Source organism: Ensifer sp. Root954, assembly GCF_001429005.1.
GTDB lineage: Bacteria > Pseudomonadota > Alphaproteobacteria > Rhizobiales > Rhizobiaceae > Ensifer > Ensifer adhaerens.
In genome coordinates this window covers 170649-186315 of the sequence record NZ_LMJM01000045.1, presented here as the reverse complement: position 1 = coordinate 186315, position 15667 = coordinate 170649, and the positions used below count along the sequence as shown (strand labels likewise).

Annotated in this window: 14 protein-coding genes and 1 pseudogene; 5 read left to right on the top strand and 10 right to left on the bottom strand. The window is 62.1% G+C overall.

Translation table 11 applies throughout. The annotated features are described in order from the left end of the window. Positions 1–50 precede the first annotated feature (50 nt). From ASE71_RS25975 to ASE71_RS25940, 8 genes are all read right to left on the bottom strand, one after another. Positions 51–698: a YceH family protein gene (locus ASE71_RS25975; RefSeq protein WP_060521102.1), complete on the bottom strand. Its 648-nt coding sequence runs from the start codon at positions 696–698 to the stop codon at positions 51–53. 284 nt (positions 699–982) lie between these two features. Continuing rightward, on the bottom strand, positions 983–1963 hold the full coding sequence (locus tag ASE71_RS25970; RefSeq protein ID WP_234798773.1) for an ABC transporter ATP-binding protein: 981 nt from the start codon (positions 1961–1963) through the stop codon (positions 983–985). Next, positions 1960–2946: an ABC transporter ATP-binding protein gene (locus ASE71_RS25965; RefSeq protein ID WP_034797922.1), complete on the bottom strand. Its 987-nt coding sequence runs from the start codon at positions 2944–2946 to the stop codon at positions 1960–1962. Before ASE71_RS25965 ends, ASE71_RS25970 begins: the two co-directional genes overlap by 4 nt. After that, positions 2943–4427, bottom strand: a complete 1485-nt coding sequence (locus ASE71_RS25960; protein WP_060521101.1) for an amidohydrolase family protein — start codon at positions 4425–4427, stop codon at positions 2943–2945. Before ASE71_RS25960 ends, ASE71_RS25965 begins: the two co-directional genes overlap by 4 nt. Then, the gene (locus tag ASE71_RS25955; RefSeq protein WP_060521321.1) at positions 4424–5617 is read right to left on the bottom strand and encodes an amidohydrolase family protein; all 1194 of its coding nucleotides are present in this window, start codon (positions 5615–5617) and stop codon (positions 4424–4426) included. The genes ASE71_RS25960 and ASE71_RS25955 overlap by 4 nt, the downstream gene beginning before the upstream one ends. A 3-nt stretch (positions 5618–5620) precedes the next feature. Further along, positions 5621–6571, bottom strand: a complete 951-nt coding sequence (locus ASE71_RS25950; RefSeq protein ID WP_043621313.1) for an ABC transporter permease — start codon at positions 6569–6571, stop codon at positions 5621–5623. Between the two features lie 10 nt (positions 6572–6581). After that, positions 6582–7553: an ABC transporter permease gene (locus ASE71_RS25945; RefSeq protein WP_034797927.1), complete on the bottom strand. Its 972-nt coding sequence runs from the start codon at positions 7551–7553 to the stop codon at positions 6582–6584. A gap of 58 nt (positions 7554–7611) precedes the next feature. Beyond that, the gene (locus ASE71_RS25940) at positions 7612–9174 is read right to left on the bottom strand and encodes an ABC transporter substrate-binding protein (RefSeq protein WP_060539346.1); all 1563 of its coding nucleotides are present in this window, start codon (positions 9172–9174) and stop codon (positions 7612–7614) included. A gap of 663 nt (positions 9175–9837) precedes the next feature. On the opposite strand from ASE71_RS25940, the gene ASE71_RS25935 reads away from it, so the two are divergent. Continuing rightward, positions 9838–10413 (top strand): nucleoside 2-deoxyribosyltransferase, encoded by a 576-nt coding sequence (locus ASE71_RS25935; protein WP_060521100.1) that lies wholly within the window; start codon positions 9838–9840, stop codon positions 10411–10413. Between the two features lie 32 nt (positions 10414–10445). Here the strand turns inward: ASE71_RS25935 and ASE71_RS25930 are convergent, their stop codons facing one another. Both ASE71_RS25930 and ASE71_RS25925 read right to left on the bottom strand, forming a co-directional pair. Continuing rightward, positions 10446–11138 carry a pentapeptide repeat-containing protein gene (locus ASE71_RS25930; protein ID WP_034798066.1) on the bottom strand — a complete coding sequence of 231 codons (693 nt, stop codon included), beginning with the start codon at positions 11136–11138 and terminating at the stop codon, positions 10446–10448. 241 nt (positions 11139–11379) lie between these two features. After that, the gene (locus tag ASE71_RS25925) at positions 11380–12333 is read right to left on the bottom strand and encodes a LysR family transcriptional regulator (RefSeq protein ID WP_244496940.1); all 954 of its coding nucleotides are present in this window, start codon (positions 12331–12333) and stop codon (positions 11380–11382) included. A gap of 40 nt (positions 12334–12373) precedes the next feature. Between ASE71_RS25925 and ASE71_RS25920 the strand changes: the two genes are divergently transcribed. From ASE71_RS25920 to ASE71_RS37135, 4 genes and pseudogenes are all read left to right on the top strand, one after another. Further along, positions 12374–12991, top strand: a complete 618-nt coding sequence (locus ASE71_RS25920; protein ID WP_060521098.1) for a LysE family transporter — start codon at positions 12374–12376, stop codon at positions 12989–12991. A gap of 102 nt (positions 12992–13093) precedes the next feature. After that, on the top strand, positions 13094–14491 hold the full coding sequence (locus tag ASE71_RS25915) for a PLP-dependent aminotransferase family protein (protein WP_060521097.1): 1398 nt from the start codon (positions 13094–13096) through the stop codon (positions 14489–14491). Between the two features lie 177 nt (positions 14492–14668). Then, positions 14669–15076: a DUF983 domain-containing protein gene (locus ASE71_RS25910; protein WP_060521096.1), complete on the top strand. Its 408-nt coding sequence runs from the start codon at positions 14669–14671 to the stop codon at positions 15074–15076. A gap of 504 nt (positions 15077–15580) precedes the next feature. Further along, positions 15581–15667 (top strand): annotated as a pseudogene (locus ASE71_RS37135) (porin); the annotation flags it as partial.

The window sequence follows — 15667 nt, the reverse complement described above, 5'->3', positions numbered from 1 at the left end:
TCATCGGGCGCACATGGCGCCCGGGACATTTTGTTTTCGGCGCCGTGCTGTCAGCGCGTCAGGGCGTCAAGCTGCTCCTCGAGCGTCGCCACCTTCCGCTCAAGCGCTTCCAGTCGTTCTTCGAGAGCCGATAGGGCCGAACCGCTCGGCGCCGACGACACGGCCGCCCTTTCGGCAGGCTGCTCGACTTCACCACACAAGAGATGCGCGAAGCGGTCTTCGCGCTGGCCGGCACCCCGATTCAGTTGAACGATGAGCGGCGGCCGGCGGCCCATCATCAGATCCAGATTGTCCTTCAGCTCCTCGATCGACGAGAACCGCGCCATGCGCTCGCTGCGCGCCCAAAGCTCGTAGGCCGTCTGCGGGCCGCGCAGAAGAAGCAGGCCGAGCACGACGATCTGCGGCGACGTCAGCGAGAAGCGGTTGGCTGCGAGGTGCTCGTAGCGCTCGACCCGCGAGGCAAATGCTTGCCGGACCAACCCCTTCTGCCCCAGAGACGAGAGAGCGCGGTGGATCTCGACCTGCTCGAGCGCCATGACGGGATCGCGCGCCGTTTTCTGGTTGGCAGCCGAATACGCCGAATTGAGCGTCAGCGGATAGACGTCGGGCGTCGTTTCCTTCTTCTCGATCAGGCATCCGAGAACGCGGGCTTCAACGGCATTGAGGACGGGGAAATCGGTGTCGGAGGTCGTGTTCATAAGCCAACTCTTCAAATCAACGCATTTCGATCCCGGCCGGATGTCCCGAGCGGGAAGCGGTCCGACCATTGGCCCCTACCCTAACGTGAGTGTTGGAGCCCGGGAATGGTCATCGGTCTATTTCGTTGAATTCCGGTTAGCAGCCTAGCACTTGCCCCACGACAGCGATGCGAAAGGGGCATGCGAACTGCTTGGCGCAAATACTGAAAATCGCCGGCGGCAAAAAAAGAGGCTCCGCGACTGGTACGACACGGAGCCCTAGTCTTCAGGGAAAGAGGTGGGCGTTACGCTGCGTTGATCGCCTTCACAGTTTCTTCGATTCGGTGGCAGGCGGCACGCGAGCCGTCAGCGAAGCTGCGCATCTCCGGCCGCTCGCTCTTGCAGCGCTGGTCTGCAAACGGGCAACGCGGATGGAAGGTACAGCCGGACGGCGGGTTCAGCGGGCTCGGCACTTCGCTCGCCGCAATGCTGCGCCCGCGCTTTGGATGGGTAATATCCGGGATCGTCTCCAGCAGCAGCTGGGTATAGGGATGCCTCGGATTGGCAAAGAGCGTCTCGGTGTCGGCCTCCTCGACGATGCGTCCGAGATACATCACGGCGATCCGGTCCGACATGTGGCGAACCACGCTCATGTCGTGGCTGATGAACAGATAGGTCAGCCCCATCTCGTCCTGCAGCTTGCGCATGAGGTTGAGGATCTGCGCCTGGACCGACACGTCGAGCGCCGAGGTCGGCTCGTCGCAGACGAGGAACTCCGGCTCGCCGGCAAGCGCGCGGGCAATCGAGATACGCTGGCGCTGGCCTCCCGAAAACTCGTGCGGGAACTTGGCACCGTCCGAGGGCGCAAGGCCGACGATCGTCAGCAGTTCGCCGACCCGGTCCATGATCTCGGCTTCGGAGTTGCGCAGCTTCAACTCGCGCAGCGGTTCGGCGATGATGTTGCGCACCCGCCAGCGCGGATTGAGGCTTGCATAGGGATCCTGGAAGATCATTTGGGCCGAGAGCGGCTCGCCGTTCTTGCTCGGTGCAAACCGCACCTCGCCTTCGCTGGCGCGATAAAGACCTGTGACCAGCCGCGCCACCGTCGACTTGCCGCAGCCAGATTCGCCGACGAGGCTCAGACAGCCGCCCATGGGCACGCTGAAGCTGATGTCGTCCACGGCGCGCACGAACTGCCGCGGTTTGCGCTCGATGACGCGGTTCAGCCAGGGTGCCGAAACGTCGAAATTGCAGGTCAGGTCGTTGACCGTCAGGGCATCACTCATAGCACTCCTCCTGCATTGAGCCAGCATGCGGCGACGCCGGTCCCGACTGGCGCCGGTTCGGGCCGATCCTTGCGGCAACGCGGCCCGGCATCCGGGCAGCGCGGGTTGAAGGCGCAGCCGGCGGGGATCGCGTTCAGCCGCGGCATGGAACCGTCGATCTGGTTCAGCCGCTCGACGCGGCGGCCAAGCGCCGGGATCGAGCCCATCAGGCCCCGCGTATAGGGATGACGGGCGTTTTTCAGCACCTCGGCGACCGGGCCGATTTCGACGAGCCGCCCGGCATACATGACCGCGACGCGATCGGCCGTCTCGGCAATCACGCCCATGTCGTGGGTGACGAGCATGACCGCCGTTCCGTGATCATCGCAAAGACGGCGAAGCAGCGAGGTGATCTGCGCTTGGATCGAGACGTCGAGCGCCGTCGTCGGTTCGTCGGCGATGATCAGCTTCGGTTCCGCGGCAAGTGCCAGGGCAATGACGACGCGCTGGCGCATGCCACCCGAGAACTGATGCGGATAGTGGTCATAGCGTGCCTCGGGCGCCGGAATGCCAACTTCCTTCAGGAGCTGGATGGCCCGCGCCTTGGCATCGGCCTTGGAAAGCTTCAGGTGAAGGCGGATGGTCTCAACAAGCTGCGCCCCGACGGTGAAGAGCGGGTTCAGCGAGGTCAACGGATCCTGGAAGATCGCACCGATCTGACGGCCGCGCACCTGCTGCATCTGCTTGTCGTCGAGCTGGTCGATGCGGCGGCCGCCGACCCAGACCTCGCCGCCGGAAATGCGGCCAGGCGGCTCCAGAAGACCCTGGACGGCAAGACCGGTCATCGACTTCCCGGCGCCGGATTCACCAACGACGCCAAGAATTTCGCCGGGGCGAATGCTGAGCGAAACGTCGGATAGCGCCTGCACCGTTCCATGGCGGCCAGGGAATTCGACGCAGAGACCGCGCACGTCGAGCACGGCCGATGAGGTATGTTCAGTCATCGCTGCACCTCCAATGGGTAGCTCGGCGGGAAGATCTCGCTGACAGGCGGGTGACCGAAGCTCCGCTCCGGATACTTGGCAATCAGGCCATCGAACTGGACCTGTGCCTGCGCGCGTGCCGCGTTCATGTCGAAGCCTGCCACCTCGCCATCTCGCATCGACAGACGGCCATCGACGAAGACCGCCTTGGTGACGCGTCCGGAACCACCGACGACGAGCGTCGTGATCGGATCGATCGCCGGCGCCATGTGATGGTCCATGAGATCGAACACGGCAATATCGGCACGGGCGCCCGCTTCCAGGCGACCGAGATCCGAGCGACCGAGGGCCTTGGCGCCGCCAAGTGTCGCAGCGTCAAAGAGATCGGCGCAACTGACGGCTGACGGGTCGCCTTCGACGACGCGGGCAGCGATCAGGCCGACGAGTAGGTTCATCAGCATGTCCGGCGGCGTCGTATCGGTGCCCATGGCAATATTGACGCCGCGGGCCTTGACCGAGCGGAACGAGTTGAGCGTGCTGCCGCCGCGGGCCGAAACCAGCGGGCAGTGCACGATACTCACGCCGTTTTCGGCATAGAGACGCAGATCGTTGTCGGTCGCCTGGGTCGCATGCGGCGCAATCAGCCGGTCGCTCAAGAAACCGAAGCTCGCCAGCCATTCCGGCGCCGTCTTGCCATGCAGGCGGCGGACGGTGTCGACCTCCATCGTGCCCTGCGCAGCATGAAGCCGGATCGGGCAATTGAGGTCGCGCGCCGCATCGGCGGTGCGCACCAGCAGTTTCTCGGTGCAGGTTTCCACCCGGTCGGGAGCCAGCAGGCCCTTCACCAGGCCACCATGGCGACCTTCATGGTCACGGATGAAGCCAATCGCGTCGTCAAGGCCCTTCAGACCCCTTGCCTCGTCGAAGATCGCTTCGAGCTGACCCGGCGCCGTCACCATCATGCCGCCGGCGCGATAGGCCGGGCTCAGATAAACGCGAAGACCCAGGTCACCTGCGGCGTCGGATGCGGCGGCGAATTCAGCAACGGTCTCGCCCCATTCGCGATAGAAAAGCGAGGCGATCGGCGCTGCGGTGGTGATGCCATTCAAGAGAAGCTGCGCGAAGGCGAAGCGCTTCTGGAACGCCAGCTCCTCCTGCGTGTACATCTCATAGGGGCCGCGCTCGATGTAGCTCAGCGGCCAGACGCGACCCTTGGCCCAACCGGGCTGATGATCGATCGCAAGGATCGTCGTGTCGAGATCAGACAGCGCATCGAGGTCGATGAGCCCGGGGTTGATCATGGCTGCGCCTAGATCGATGCGGCGTGCCACCTCTCCTTCGAAACGTGGGCCGACATAGAGCAGCGTGCCGCCCTCGATGACGACTTCGCCGTTCGGGATCAGCCGGTGCGAACCGTCGCGGTGCCCGAGCACCCATTGCGCTGTCAGAAGCGTGCGTCCTTCGGCGCGCTCACCGAGCGTCAAATCCTTGATGTTGGTCATGGGATCGCCACCTCCGCAACGCCGTTGCGGGCGACGACGCGGCCACGCTTGACGACCAGCGGCCGCGGCGCGACGTCGACGACGGCATGCGCCAGGGTCTCGCCGGTGAGCAGGGTGAAATCGGCATCGCAGCCAACATCGAGGCCATATCCCTTGATATCCATGACGTCGGCGCCGCCCTTGGAGCAGACGTAAAGCGCATGTTCGAGATCGACGTCGCGGCGCAGGCCGTTCTTCATGCCGAGGATGCGGGCGCGATCCATCATGTCGGGTTGGCCCCACGGACCCCAGGTGTCGCGGATACCGTCGCAGCCGGCAGCAACCTTCACTCCGGCATCCTTCAGACGCAGGATCGAAGGCACGGTCGAAGACGGAGAGCCTGTCGTGACGATACGGATATCGAGTTCGGCGATCTGTTCGATGAGACCGCCGACGCGCAGATAATCCGGTGCGCCGAGCGCAAAGGCGTGGCTGATTGCGACTTTGCCCTGCATGCCGAGCGCGCGGATGCGCTCGAACATCATCTCCATGCTGAAGGCGCCGAGTTCGCCCTGCTCATGCAGGTGAATGTCGATCGGCTTTCCATGTTTTTCGGCAAGGCCGAAGATCGCGTCGAGATGGCCCTTCGGGTCGCGGTCGATGCCACAGGGGTCAATGCCGCCAAGGACTTCCGCGCCATTGCTCAGAGCCTTGTCGAGCAACTCGACAGTGCCGGGCCGCGTGACGAGGCCCGACTGCGGGAATGCGACGACCTCGATATCGATGACATCTTTCAGCACCTGGCGGGTCTCGATGATGCCTTCCATCAGCCGAAGGCCATGGGTGGTGTCGATGTCGACATGGCTGCGGATGTGGCTTGCGCCATTGGCAGCGAGCATGATCGCCTGGCGCATGGACTGACGGTGCGGGTCGATGTCGATTTCCAGCCGCTTTTCGCGTTCGAAATCGATGCGTTCGCGCAGCGTTGCGGTCTTGGCGTTGACGTGCCAGGGCATGCCCCAGACCGACTTGTCGAGATGGGTATGCGCCTCGATCAGACCGGAGATCACGATATGACCGTTGCCGTCTTCCACGGCCACGCCATCGGCGGCGAGGCCCTTGCCGAAGGCGGCGATCTTGCCGTCGCGCACCAGGATGTCAGTCGCTTCGCCGGCGTTGGGCCTGACGTTACGGATCAGGAGATTGGACATCATTCACCTCAATTTCGGATTGAGCGCATCGCGCAGCCAGTCACCGAGAAGGTTGACCGAAACCACGAGAAGGCAAAGCTGGACGACGGGGAAGAGCACCACCCACCATACGCCCGAAAACAGGAACTGGTTGCCGAGACGGATCAGCGTTCCAAGGCTCGGCTGGCTCGGCGGCATGCCGATACCCAGGAACGAAAGCGTCGCTTCCGTCAGGATCGCCATGCCGAAGTTGAGGGTCGCAGCGACCATGATCGGCGTCAGCGTGTTCGGCAGGATGTGCTTCAGCATGATGCGCCGCGCTGGAGTTTTCAGAAGACGCGCCGCCTGAACATATTCCTTGCCGCGCTCGACGATCGTCTGGGCGCGCACGGTACGGGCATATTGCACCCAGGCGCTGAGCGTGATCGCCAGCACCAGAACGGCGGCAGAGCCGACGTCCCGCAGTTCCGGCGGCAGCATCTGGCGCGCGACGGCACTGACGAGAATGGCGATCAGGATCGTCGGGATCGACAGAAGCACGTCGCCGATGCGCATCAGGAAGTTGTCGATGAAGCGGCCGAAATAGCCGGCAACGAGGCCGAGGCTAAGGCCGACGGCGAGCGAAAGCACGACCGAGGCGACGCCGATCAGGATCGAGATGCGCGAGCCATAGAGAATGGCCGAGAGCATGTCGCGCCCTTGTGTGTCGGTGCCGAGCACGTAAGGCCATTGGCCGTCGGCCTCCCAGATCGGCGGCAGCTCGGAGTTCCAGAGCTCGAGCTGGGCCGGATCGAAGGGGTTCTGCGGCGCAATCAAAGGTGCTGCAAAGGCGGTCACGATCAGGAACGTAAGGATGATCGCGCCGATGATTGCCGAAGGCTTGTGGGTGAAGGACCACCAGAGATCGCTCTGGCGCCAGCGGGCAAGCCGCGAAGGCTTGCGCGCAGGTGTGGTTTGCTGGACGTGATCTGTCATGGCAACGACCTCAGCGGGTTGCATCGCGCAACCGCGGATCGATGACCGCATAGGCGATATCGACGAGCGTATTGAGCGTGACGAAGATGAAGGAGACGATGCAGAGATAGCCCGCCATGACCGGCATATCGAGGAAGGTGACCGCCTGGATGAAGAGCATGCCCATGCCCGGCCACTGGAACACGGTTTCGGTGATCAGCGCGAAGGCGATCAGCGAGCCGAAGTTCATCGCCGTCATGGTGACAACCGGCATCAGACAGTTCCTGAGCGCATGTCGGAAATAGATCCGCCACCGCGGCACGCCACGGGCGCGTGCGAACTTGATGAAGTCCGAGCGCAGCACTTCCATCATTTCTGCGCGCACCAGACGCATGACCAGAGTGATCTGGTAGAGTGCGAGTGCGAGCGACGGCAGAAGCAGCGATGCGCGGCCCGACGACGTCAACAGGCCGGTGCTCCACCAGCCGAGCTGCACCACATCGCCGCGCCCGAAAGCAGGTACGAGGCCGAGCGTTACGGCGAAGACGAGGATCAGAAGGATACCGACGACGAAGCTCGGCAAGGAGACGCCGATGATACTGACGAACTGCAACCCCTCGGAATACCATCGCCCTCGGTGGATAGCGGTCAGGACACCAAGTGGAAGACCGATCAGGAGCGACAGGACGGTTGCGACCAGCGCCAGTTCCATCGTTGCCGGGAAGCGCTCGGCAATGAGCTTCATCACGTCCTGGCCGTTGCGGTAGCTGATGCCGAAATCGCCCTGGGCGGCATTGCCGACGAAGCGGCCGAACTGGGTGAGGAACGAATCGTTGAGCCCGAGCTTTTCGCGCAGCTCGATACGGTCGGCCTGCGACATCTGCTCGTTGGCCATCAACTCGACCGGATCGCCGGCGAAGCGGAAGATCAGGAAGGCGAGCAGCGCGACGGCGAGCATGACCAGCACGGCATTGGCCAGCCGCTTGATGAGAAAGACAATCATTGGGTTTCTCGCTGAATGAGGAGCCCCGGCAAAGCACGCTCTGCCGGGGCAAGAAAACTCAATCGCCGATACGGGTCAGCCAGTGACGCGGCTTGTTGTCGGCCCGAATGGTCACATCCGTGACGTTCTTCGACATTGCCCAGGCCATCGGCTGCTGATGCAACGGGATCATGATGACCTCATCCTTGGCGAACTTCAGCGCCTCGGTTTCGATCGCCAGACGCTTGTCGTGATCCATCTCGAGCGCGGCCTTCTTCACCATCGCGTCGAGTTCCGGATAGGACCAGCCGCCATAGTTGGCGACGCCGGCCGCGCCTTCACGGGTCGAGAGAACCTGAACCAGGATCGAATAGGCATCGAGCGTCGGCTCGTTGGCCCAGCCGATCATGTAGGCGTCGGACTTGCCGCCGGCGCGCTTCGGCGCCTGCACGGCGCGCGGACCGATGTCGAGGGTTGGCTTCAGGCCGACGCGCGACAGCATAGAGACCAGTGCGCTGCAGACGTCTTCCTCGTTGACGCTTTCGTCGTTCATGCAGACGAGCGTGAACTCCTTGCCGACGGCGCCTGCCTCTTCGAGCAGCTTCTTGGAGAGTTCCGGATCATAGGCGGTCGGCACATCGAGTTCGGCGCTGTAGCCCGGGATTTCCGGAGCAACCATGGTGCCGGCGACATGCGACTTGCCGCGCATCACGCGCTTGAAGATCAGTTGGCGGTCGATGGCATGGTCAATCGCCTGGCGCACCTTGATGTTGTTGAAGAAGTTTTCACGACCGTCGGCGAAGGTCTCGTGGCGGTTGAAGACCATGTGCACGGTGCGCAGGTCCGTGCGCTCGATGACCTTGATGTCCGGCGAGCTCTTTAGGCGCTCAAGATCCTGCACCGGCGCACCATCGGTCAGATCGATTTCGCCCGAAAGCAGCGCTGCAACGCGGGTTGCGGCCGAGGTAATCGGCATGAATTCGATGCGGTCGAGATTGTGCTTCGGCGTATCCCACCAGCCGTCGTTCTTGATGAGAACGGTCTTGCTGTCGGGCACGCGCGATTCGACCTTGAACGGGCCGGTGCCGTTGGTGTTGTAGGTGGCGTAGCCTTCGACCTTGGCGCCGACATCGGTCGGCAGCTCGGACTTGTTGTCGACCAGCCAGTCCTTGTCGAACATGAAGATGTTGGTCATGTCGTTGAGGAACAGCGGGTTCGGCGAATTGACTTCGATGTCGACCGTGTAATCGTCGACCTTGGTGGTCGAGACATAGGCCGGAATGTTGCCGCGAAGCGGCGAGGTCGGATGGCTGACGCGGGCCATGGAGGCGACGACGTCGTCAGCGTTGAACTCGGCGCCGTTTTGGAACTTTACGCCCTTGCGCAGATGGAAGCGCCAGACCTTGTCCTTGACCATCTCCCAGCTCGTGGCGAGGGCCGGCTCGACCTTGAACTCCGGCGTATAGCGGGTCAGGCCTTCGTACACGTGGTTGAGGAAGGCCAGGTTCGAGGTGCTGCCATAGGAATAGGGGTCGAGCGAGAAGATATCCCGCGGGCTACCCCAACGCAGCGTTTCGGCGGAGGCCGAGGATGCGAGAAAGGCAAATGCCAACCCCGCGAGGAGATGCTTTCTCAGTTTCATGTCGTTCCCTCTGTTTTCTCATCAGTCGCCATATGCAGGCGCCCTCACCCACTCGTGAGCAAGTTGCCCTAGATTTGAAGCTGTCGGCGACAATGTCAACTATTTTGTCGACAATTTTGTATGCATGATTGTTTAAAGTCGCATACGGCGGTGAAAACGGCGGCCCACCTGCGGACCAGGGCATGGGAAAAATAAGGGGGAAGCGGCAACCATGGAGCGAATCGAAACCGGAGAAGCGCCCTTGCAAACCGGCGGCGGGCATTCTGGCATGCCTGCGTGCAAACAGGATTCGTTAGGAAACACCCGTATTTAGGAGTGTTTCCGCATGTGAACGTGGCGGAGACCGAGCCACCAACGACCTGCGAGCCTTCCCGTGGGATGGTGCGCGCGCCGGTGGCGGCGGTTGCGATCGCAGCCCCCGCTGACATCGGCTGCAGATTTTGACACGTCCGCATGACCAGCTCGCCCGCGTGGCATGCGCAAATCTCCGGAATTGACCGAAGGTGGCACATGGCGAGCCACGGGCGTCTCCACCGGTGCGGCAATGCGCTCAGCCAGCATACCTGCTTCCCACGCTCCAAAAAACCGTGGGCAAGCTGAAGTCCATGGCTAGGCTCGGCGCTGCAGCTCTCCTAGATTGGCCGCTCGAAAATGTGAGGAGAAATGCGCGTGAAAGTCTATCTCGCTGGCCCGGAAGTGTTTCTGCCCAATGCGGCGGAGATTCAGAAATTGAAGGCAGAGTTGGCGCGTGCAGCCGGGTTCACACCGCTCGTGCCCGGCGATCTCGAGATTCCGCCGGCTCCGACCAAGCATCAGCGCGGCCTTGCGATCTACGCCGTCGACGAAGGCATGATGCTTGCCGCCGACATGATCATCGCCAACCTGACACCGTTTCGCGGCATCAGCGCCGATGTCGGCACGGTCTTCGAACTCGGCTTCATGTGCGGTCACAGCAAGCACGTCTATGCCTATACGAACACCTCCCGCAGCTACTACGAGCGCATCTTGCACGACCACTACGGCGGCAAGGCCGGCTTGCGCCTCGACGGCCGCATGGCCGGTCCGGACGGGCTCAGCATCGAAGACTTCGATATGGCCGACAACCTGATGCTCGATGGCGGCGTTCTGCGAAGGGAAGGCAGGCTCGTCCAGCGCGAAGTGCCTGAGGCCGATCGCCTGACCGACCTGCAAGCCTTCAAGGAATGCCTTGCGATTGCCGCAAAGCGGCATTTGGCATAACGACCGATTGGGCCGCGGCTTTGTGACGGCTATCAGTCGCTGGCGCAGGGCCAGCCCGCCGGCGTGCTCATGCCGGCGGGAAGCTTGGTCGAGCTGTCACCGCAAGTCATGTCGACCTGCTCCTGTTCAAGTCCGGTTGCCTCGGACAGGTCGACGCCCTCGATACGTGTCAGGAACATGAACGCCCCCTGGAAATCGATCGGGCCGGAAAAACTCGTGCTGGTCAGGTCCGCGCGCGAAAGGTTGGCATGGGTAAACCGGGTTCCGGTGAGCTCCGCCTTGTCGAAATTCGCCCGGCCGAGTTCGGCCTTCTCAAAGCTTGCCCCCGTCAGGCGGGCACCGCTGAAATTGGCCCGCTGCAGCTCGGAATTGACGAACGATGCCTTCTCGGCGGAGACGCCTGCGAAATTGCACCGATAGGCTTCGATTTTGGAGAAGTTCGCGCCATTCGCGGTAGCCCCCGCAATCGAGGATCGAACCAGAGTTGCCTTTTCCAGATTGGCTTCTGTCAGGTTCGCACCGCGCAGATCCGTCAAGGTGAAGTCGGTGTTGACGAGATTGGCCCCCTGAAGGTCGCTGCCGCCGAGCATAAGCGCTTTCTTGTTGCAGTCGGTCCAATCGGCTCCAGGCGATGCGGAATCCTTGCAACTGGCGGCATGCGCCATCGACGGCGCTGCGAACGCCACTAGGCCTATAGCCGCCGCCGGAACGACCAGTGCCTTCATGACGTCGGCCACGATCCTCGATGCCTTTGCGCTAGCCGGGCGCAGCGTACCGCGCTCCTGGCCGAGATTGATTTTGAGGATGTTCATGGCGCCGCTCCAGGACCCGAGGGTCGAATCGATTGCATATCAGGTGCTTCGCGCGCCTTTCCGCCGACTGGCATCGCCGGTCATGCGCGCGTGTTCGTTAAACGTATGACGTTGCTCGCCTTTATGCAAATGACAGAAATGAAAACGGTCCGTTTCAGATCGATACGGCCAGCAGCCAGTCACGCAACGCCGCGCTTGGTCCATGGTCGCCGATCGCTGACGGCGACAGCAGATGATAGGCCGTACCGTCTTCGATAAATCCGCATGGCGCGGCCAGGATGCCATTGTCGATATCGTCGCGGACGAGTTGCCAAGGCCCGATCGCCACGCCGATCCCGGCGATGGCCGCCTGAAGGCTGATATAGAAATGCTCGAAGACTTGGCCGCGCTGTTCGGGTGCGGCGCGGTCTGCCGTCGTCCCCCAGGTCTCCCACGCATTTGGCCGCGTTCGCGTATGCAAGGGGACCGCGTCGTTGCGCAATTGAGGCGAAGAGCCGCCCTCAGCCTCGTTAAAAAACACGGCGATTTTGTCCGTTCGGCAGACCGGACCTATTCGCTCCGGAAAGAGCGGCACGGCATGAGTGCCGCCCGCTCGAGGAAAATCATCGCGTCGGATCGCCAGATCGATGCCACGGCCCAAGGACACCGGCCCACCTCCGGCAACGAGGTGGATAGACACCTCCGGATGCCGCGCCTGGAAGTCAGGAAGGCGCGGTATCAGCCAGCGCATCAAAAGGGTCGGCTCGCAGGACACCACCAGCGCCGGCGTTCGCGCCACGTCCCTGATCTCCCGGACGGCACTCTCCACCAGACCGAAACCTGCGCGCACGGCCGCCGCCAGCTTTCTCCCGGCTTCTGTCAGGAAGACACGCCGGCTGCGGCGCTCGAACAGCGCCACGCCGAGTTCGTCTTCGATAAGCCGGACCGCGCGACTGATCGCGCCGTGCGTCAGATGGAGCGCGTCCGCGGCGCGACTGAAGCTCTCGAGTCTGGCCGCCGCCTCGAAACAGCGCAGCGCCGCCAGCGGCGGAAGCCGCGTCGCCGACATCTGTGAGTGTAGCTCACCAAAATGGTCAGAACTCATCGTTAGTCGCTTCTCATCGATCAAGCTATTTAGACATTAATGAAAGAGACGAACGGGAAAGACAATGACTGAACTGTTAGCTGTAGTAACCATTACAATCTTTGCCGTCATCAGTCCGGGACCGGATTTCGCGATGGTGACACGCAACAGCCTGCTTTTGTCGCGGCGGGCCGGCGTCCTGACGGCGCTCGGTATCGCCGCCGGCGTCTGGGTCCATGTCGCCTACACTCTGCTCGGCGTCGGCCTCTTGATTCGCCAGTCGCTATTTCTCTTCACAGTTCTGAAGTTCGTCGGCGCCGCCTATCTGATCTGGCTTGGCATCAGGATGCTACGCACCAAGCCAGCCGAAACGACGGGCTTGGCCGCACATCCCGCCCTCTCCGACATCGGTGCGCAGCGTGTGGGGTTTCGCACCAACGCGCTCAACCCCAAAACGACGATCTTTGTCGTCAGCCTGTTCATGCAAGTCGTCGGGCCGACCACGGCTCTGCCCGTCCAGATGGGTTACGGCGCGTTTATCTCTGCCGCACATCTGATCTGGTTCGCAATCGTTGCCCTGTTCTTTTCCTCCGGCACGGTACGGCTTCGTCTTATCGCGCTTCGCCGTTGGATCGATCGCACCTTCGGCGCCCTGCTCGTCGGCTTCGGCGCGTTGCTGGCAACGGCAAGCGTGACACGCTAGGCGACGCTTGGTCGCGGGCGCGCCGCTGCATTCCCACTGTTAACACTTGCCCTCAATCGGATAACCATGCAATATCCATACAATTAGCATGAGGTAATCGCGATGACGGACGTGCGCTTGGGAATTTCGTGGCAACCGGTAATCCGTAAATCGGATGGACCGCTTTATCTCGCGATCGCCGACGCCATCGCTGCCGATATCAGCGAAGGGCGCCTTTCCGAGGGGATGCGTCTGCCGCCGCAGCGCACGCTTGCCGAGGCGCTGGGGATCGACTTCACCACCGTCAGTCGCGCCTATAACGAAGCCCGGCATCGCGGCCTCGTCGAGGGCCGGGTCGGCCAGGGCACCTACGTGAAAACGCGACGCATCCGAACCGGCCGTACGCCGGCAGGCGGCCTCATCGACATGAGCATGAACCTGCCGCCGTTGTTCGACGACCCGATGCTCGCCGCTCGGCTCTGGGACGACATGGCGGCGCTGCAGGCCGAGCATGGGCTCGAACTCCTGATGCGATACCAGCCGCCGGGCGGCACCCTGCACAACCGTGCTGCAGGCGCCGCATGGCTGAAACCCAGGCTGGGCGAGGTTCCGGCTGAGCGCGTTCTGATTGCCGCTGGCGCGCAAGGGGCTCTGCTTGCCACGCTTGGCAGCCTGACCAAGGCCGGTGACATGATTTGCGCCGAGGCAATCACCTACCCCGGCCTCCGCGCGCTCGCAGCACATCTCGGCATCAGACTGCACGGCCTCGCCATGGATCGAGAGGGCCTCCTGCCCGAAGCATTCGAAGAACTCTGCGCGAAGGAAACGCCGAAAGCGCTCTATTGTAATCCGACGCTTCACAATCCCACGACAACGACACTTTCGCTCGAACGGCGCCAGGCGATCGTCACAATTGCCCGGCGGCACGACGTAGCGATCATCGAAGACGATGCCTATGGCGCCCTTCCCGTTTCGACGCCGCGCCCGTTGGCGGCGCTGGCGCCTGACCTCGTCTACTATGTCGGCGGCCTTGCGAAATGCCTGTCGCCGGCCTTGCGCATCGCCTATCTTGTCGTGCCGGACAGCCGAAGCTCGGTCCGCGTCGAAGGCGCGATCCGCGCCACTGTCGGCATGGCGTCCCCTCTTGCGGCCGCTATCGCCACGCGCTGGATCGAGGACGGGACGGCTGACGCCGTGCTCGCAGCCATACGCAGCGAGACGGCGGCGCGACAGCGCATTGTCTCCGAGCTTCTTCCAGCCGGCGTCGCACAAACGCATCCGCACGCCTTTCACGCCTGGCTGCACCTGCCGCCTCCCTGGACACGCGGCGAACTGAGCGCGCGATTGCAGGCGGCCGGCATCAGCGTCGTTGCAAGCGACGCCTTTGCGCTCGGCGCGCCACCGGAAGCCGTCCGCCTCGGCCTCGGCGCCGCTGCCGGCCACGCGGAGCTGCGACGCAGTCTTCTTGTCATCAACGACCTCATCGGCCAGCCCCCCGCCGCCTCAAGCTTCGTGGTGTAAATGGTCGGCGGGCGAAATTGTCGCAGACATGTATGCATACAATAAATTGACAATGTATGTTTTTCGGCGCCTAATCTTGGCGAGCCTGATGCGGCCCAAGAAGAAGAAGCGGCCGCATATCCAGGCAATCTCGGCGCAAAACTCCAGCGCCAACCGGAACGCCTGAAAGGAACAAACATGTCTTCCGATAGTGATTGGCCGCCGATCCCGCCCATGCAGACTGGCTTGCGCGGCCGCTGCCCGCGCTGCGGGCAAGGGCACCTGTTCAACGGCTTCCTGAAGATGCGCAAGGAATGCGAAGTCTGTGGCCTGGATTATTCCTTTGCCGATCCGGCCGATGGCCCCGCTTTCTTCGTCATCTGCTTTGCCTGCGTACCGAGTGTTTTCCTAGGCGTCTGGCTGGAAGTTCAATACAGCGCACCGCTCTGGATACACCTACTGGTGACCGGGCCCTTCATGCTGCTGACCTGCATTCCGCCGCTTCGCCCCCTGAAGGGCTGGCTCGTCTCAAGTCAGTTTTTCTACAAGGCTGAGGAAGGCAAGGTCGTAAGGCGAAACGCCGAGCCGCCGGTGGCGACGCAGTAGATCTTCGAAGGCTCACTTCTGAGCGAAAGAGAAGCCCAAAGCCTCCGTGTATACCCCTAAAAAATAATTGCGCCGCCAACTGTTGATAGTTGACGGCGCTTTCACCGGAAGCCTCTCTTCTCAAAGGCCGGCTCTACGTAAAATAACAAAATCAAGACGTCAACGTGCAAACTGTGAAGTTTTTATGAGAGCATTTTGTCATATAAAGGCTTCGCTTTTAATATAATTCGGATTCATTACTATCATTTGTAAGATAAACTTATTTTAGAAATATATGATAGTTGCCGAAGTGCAACAGTTTATAGTAATAGCTGTTCACAAACGCTCGAAACGCGTTTGTTGCGTAACTGTCTTGTTTTTTGTGATAGCGGTGTCGCCGCTGCCCGCTGCGAGTCATCGCAGTGGTTCATTTCGTAGCAGCGCGAGCGAGGTAACCGATAAATCTCTGGGGGACACCAGGGGCGGGCCTTGTTGACCTTGATAACCATTAGAGAGATCGATCGAATGACTATCAAAAGCCTTCTTCTCGGCTCCGCTGCTGCTCTCGCAGCAGTTTCCGGCGCTCAGGCTGCCGACGCCATCGTTGCAGCC

Excerpts from the sequence above, each read along its gene's own strand:
- ASE71_RS25930 (WP_034798066.1), bottom strand. The coding sequence starts at position 11,138 with ATGAAGGCACTGGTCGTTCCGGCGGCGGCTATAGGCCTAGTGGCGTTC.
- ASE71_RS25950 (WP_043621313.1), bottom strand. The coding sequence starts at position 6,571 with ATGACAGATCACGTCCAGCAAACCACACCTGCGCGCAAGCCTTCGCGG.
- ASE71_RS25960 (WP_060521101.1), bottom strand. The coding sequence starts at position 4,427 with ATGACCAACATCAAGGATTTGACGCTCGGTGAGCGCGCCGAAGGACGC.
- ASE71_RS25935 (WP_060521100.1), top strand. The coding sequence starts at position 9,838 with ATGCGCGTGAAAGTCTATCTCGCTGGCCCGGAAGTGTTTCTGCCCAAT.
- ASE71_RS25945 (WP_034797927.1), bottom strand. The coding sequence starts at position 7,553 with ATGATTGTCTTTCTCATCAAGCGGCTGGCCAATGCCGTGCTGGTCATG.
- ASE71_RS25975 (WP_060521102.1), bottom strand. The coding sequence starts at position 698 with ATGAACACGACCTCCGACACCGATTTCCCCGTCCTCAATGCCGTTGAA.
- ASE71_RS25940 (WP_060539346.1), bottom strand. The coding sequence starts at position 9,174 with ATGAAACTGAGAAAGCATCTCCTCGCGGGGTTGGCATTTGCCTTTCTC.
- ASE71_RS25915 (WP_060521097.1), top strand. The coding sequence starts at position 13,094 with ATGACGGACGTGCGCTTGGGAATTTCGTGGCAACCGGTAATCCGTAAA.
- ASE71_RS25920 (WP_060521098.1), top strand. The coding sequence starts at position 12,374 with ATGACTGAACTGTTAGCTGTAGTAACCATTACAATCTTTGCCGTCATC.
- ASE71_RS25910 (WP_060521096.1), top strand. The coding sequence starts at position 14,669 with ATGTCTTCCGATAGTGATTGGCCGCCGATCCCGCCCATGCAGACTGGC.
- ASE71_RS25965 (WP_034797922.1), bottom strand. The coding sequence starts at position 2,946 with ATGACTGAACATACCTCATCGGCCGTGCTCGACGTGCGCGGTCTCTGC.
- ASE71_RS25970 (WP_234798773.1), bottom strand. The coding sequence starts at position 1,963 with ATGAGTGATGCCCTGACGGTCAACGACCTGACCTGCAATTTCGACGTT.
- ASE71_RS25955 (WP_060521321.1), bottom strand. The coding sequence starts at position 5,617 with ATGTCCAATCTCCTGATCCGTAACGTCAGGCCCAACGCCGGCGAAGCG.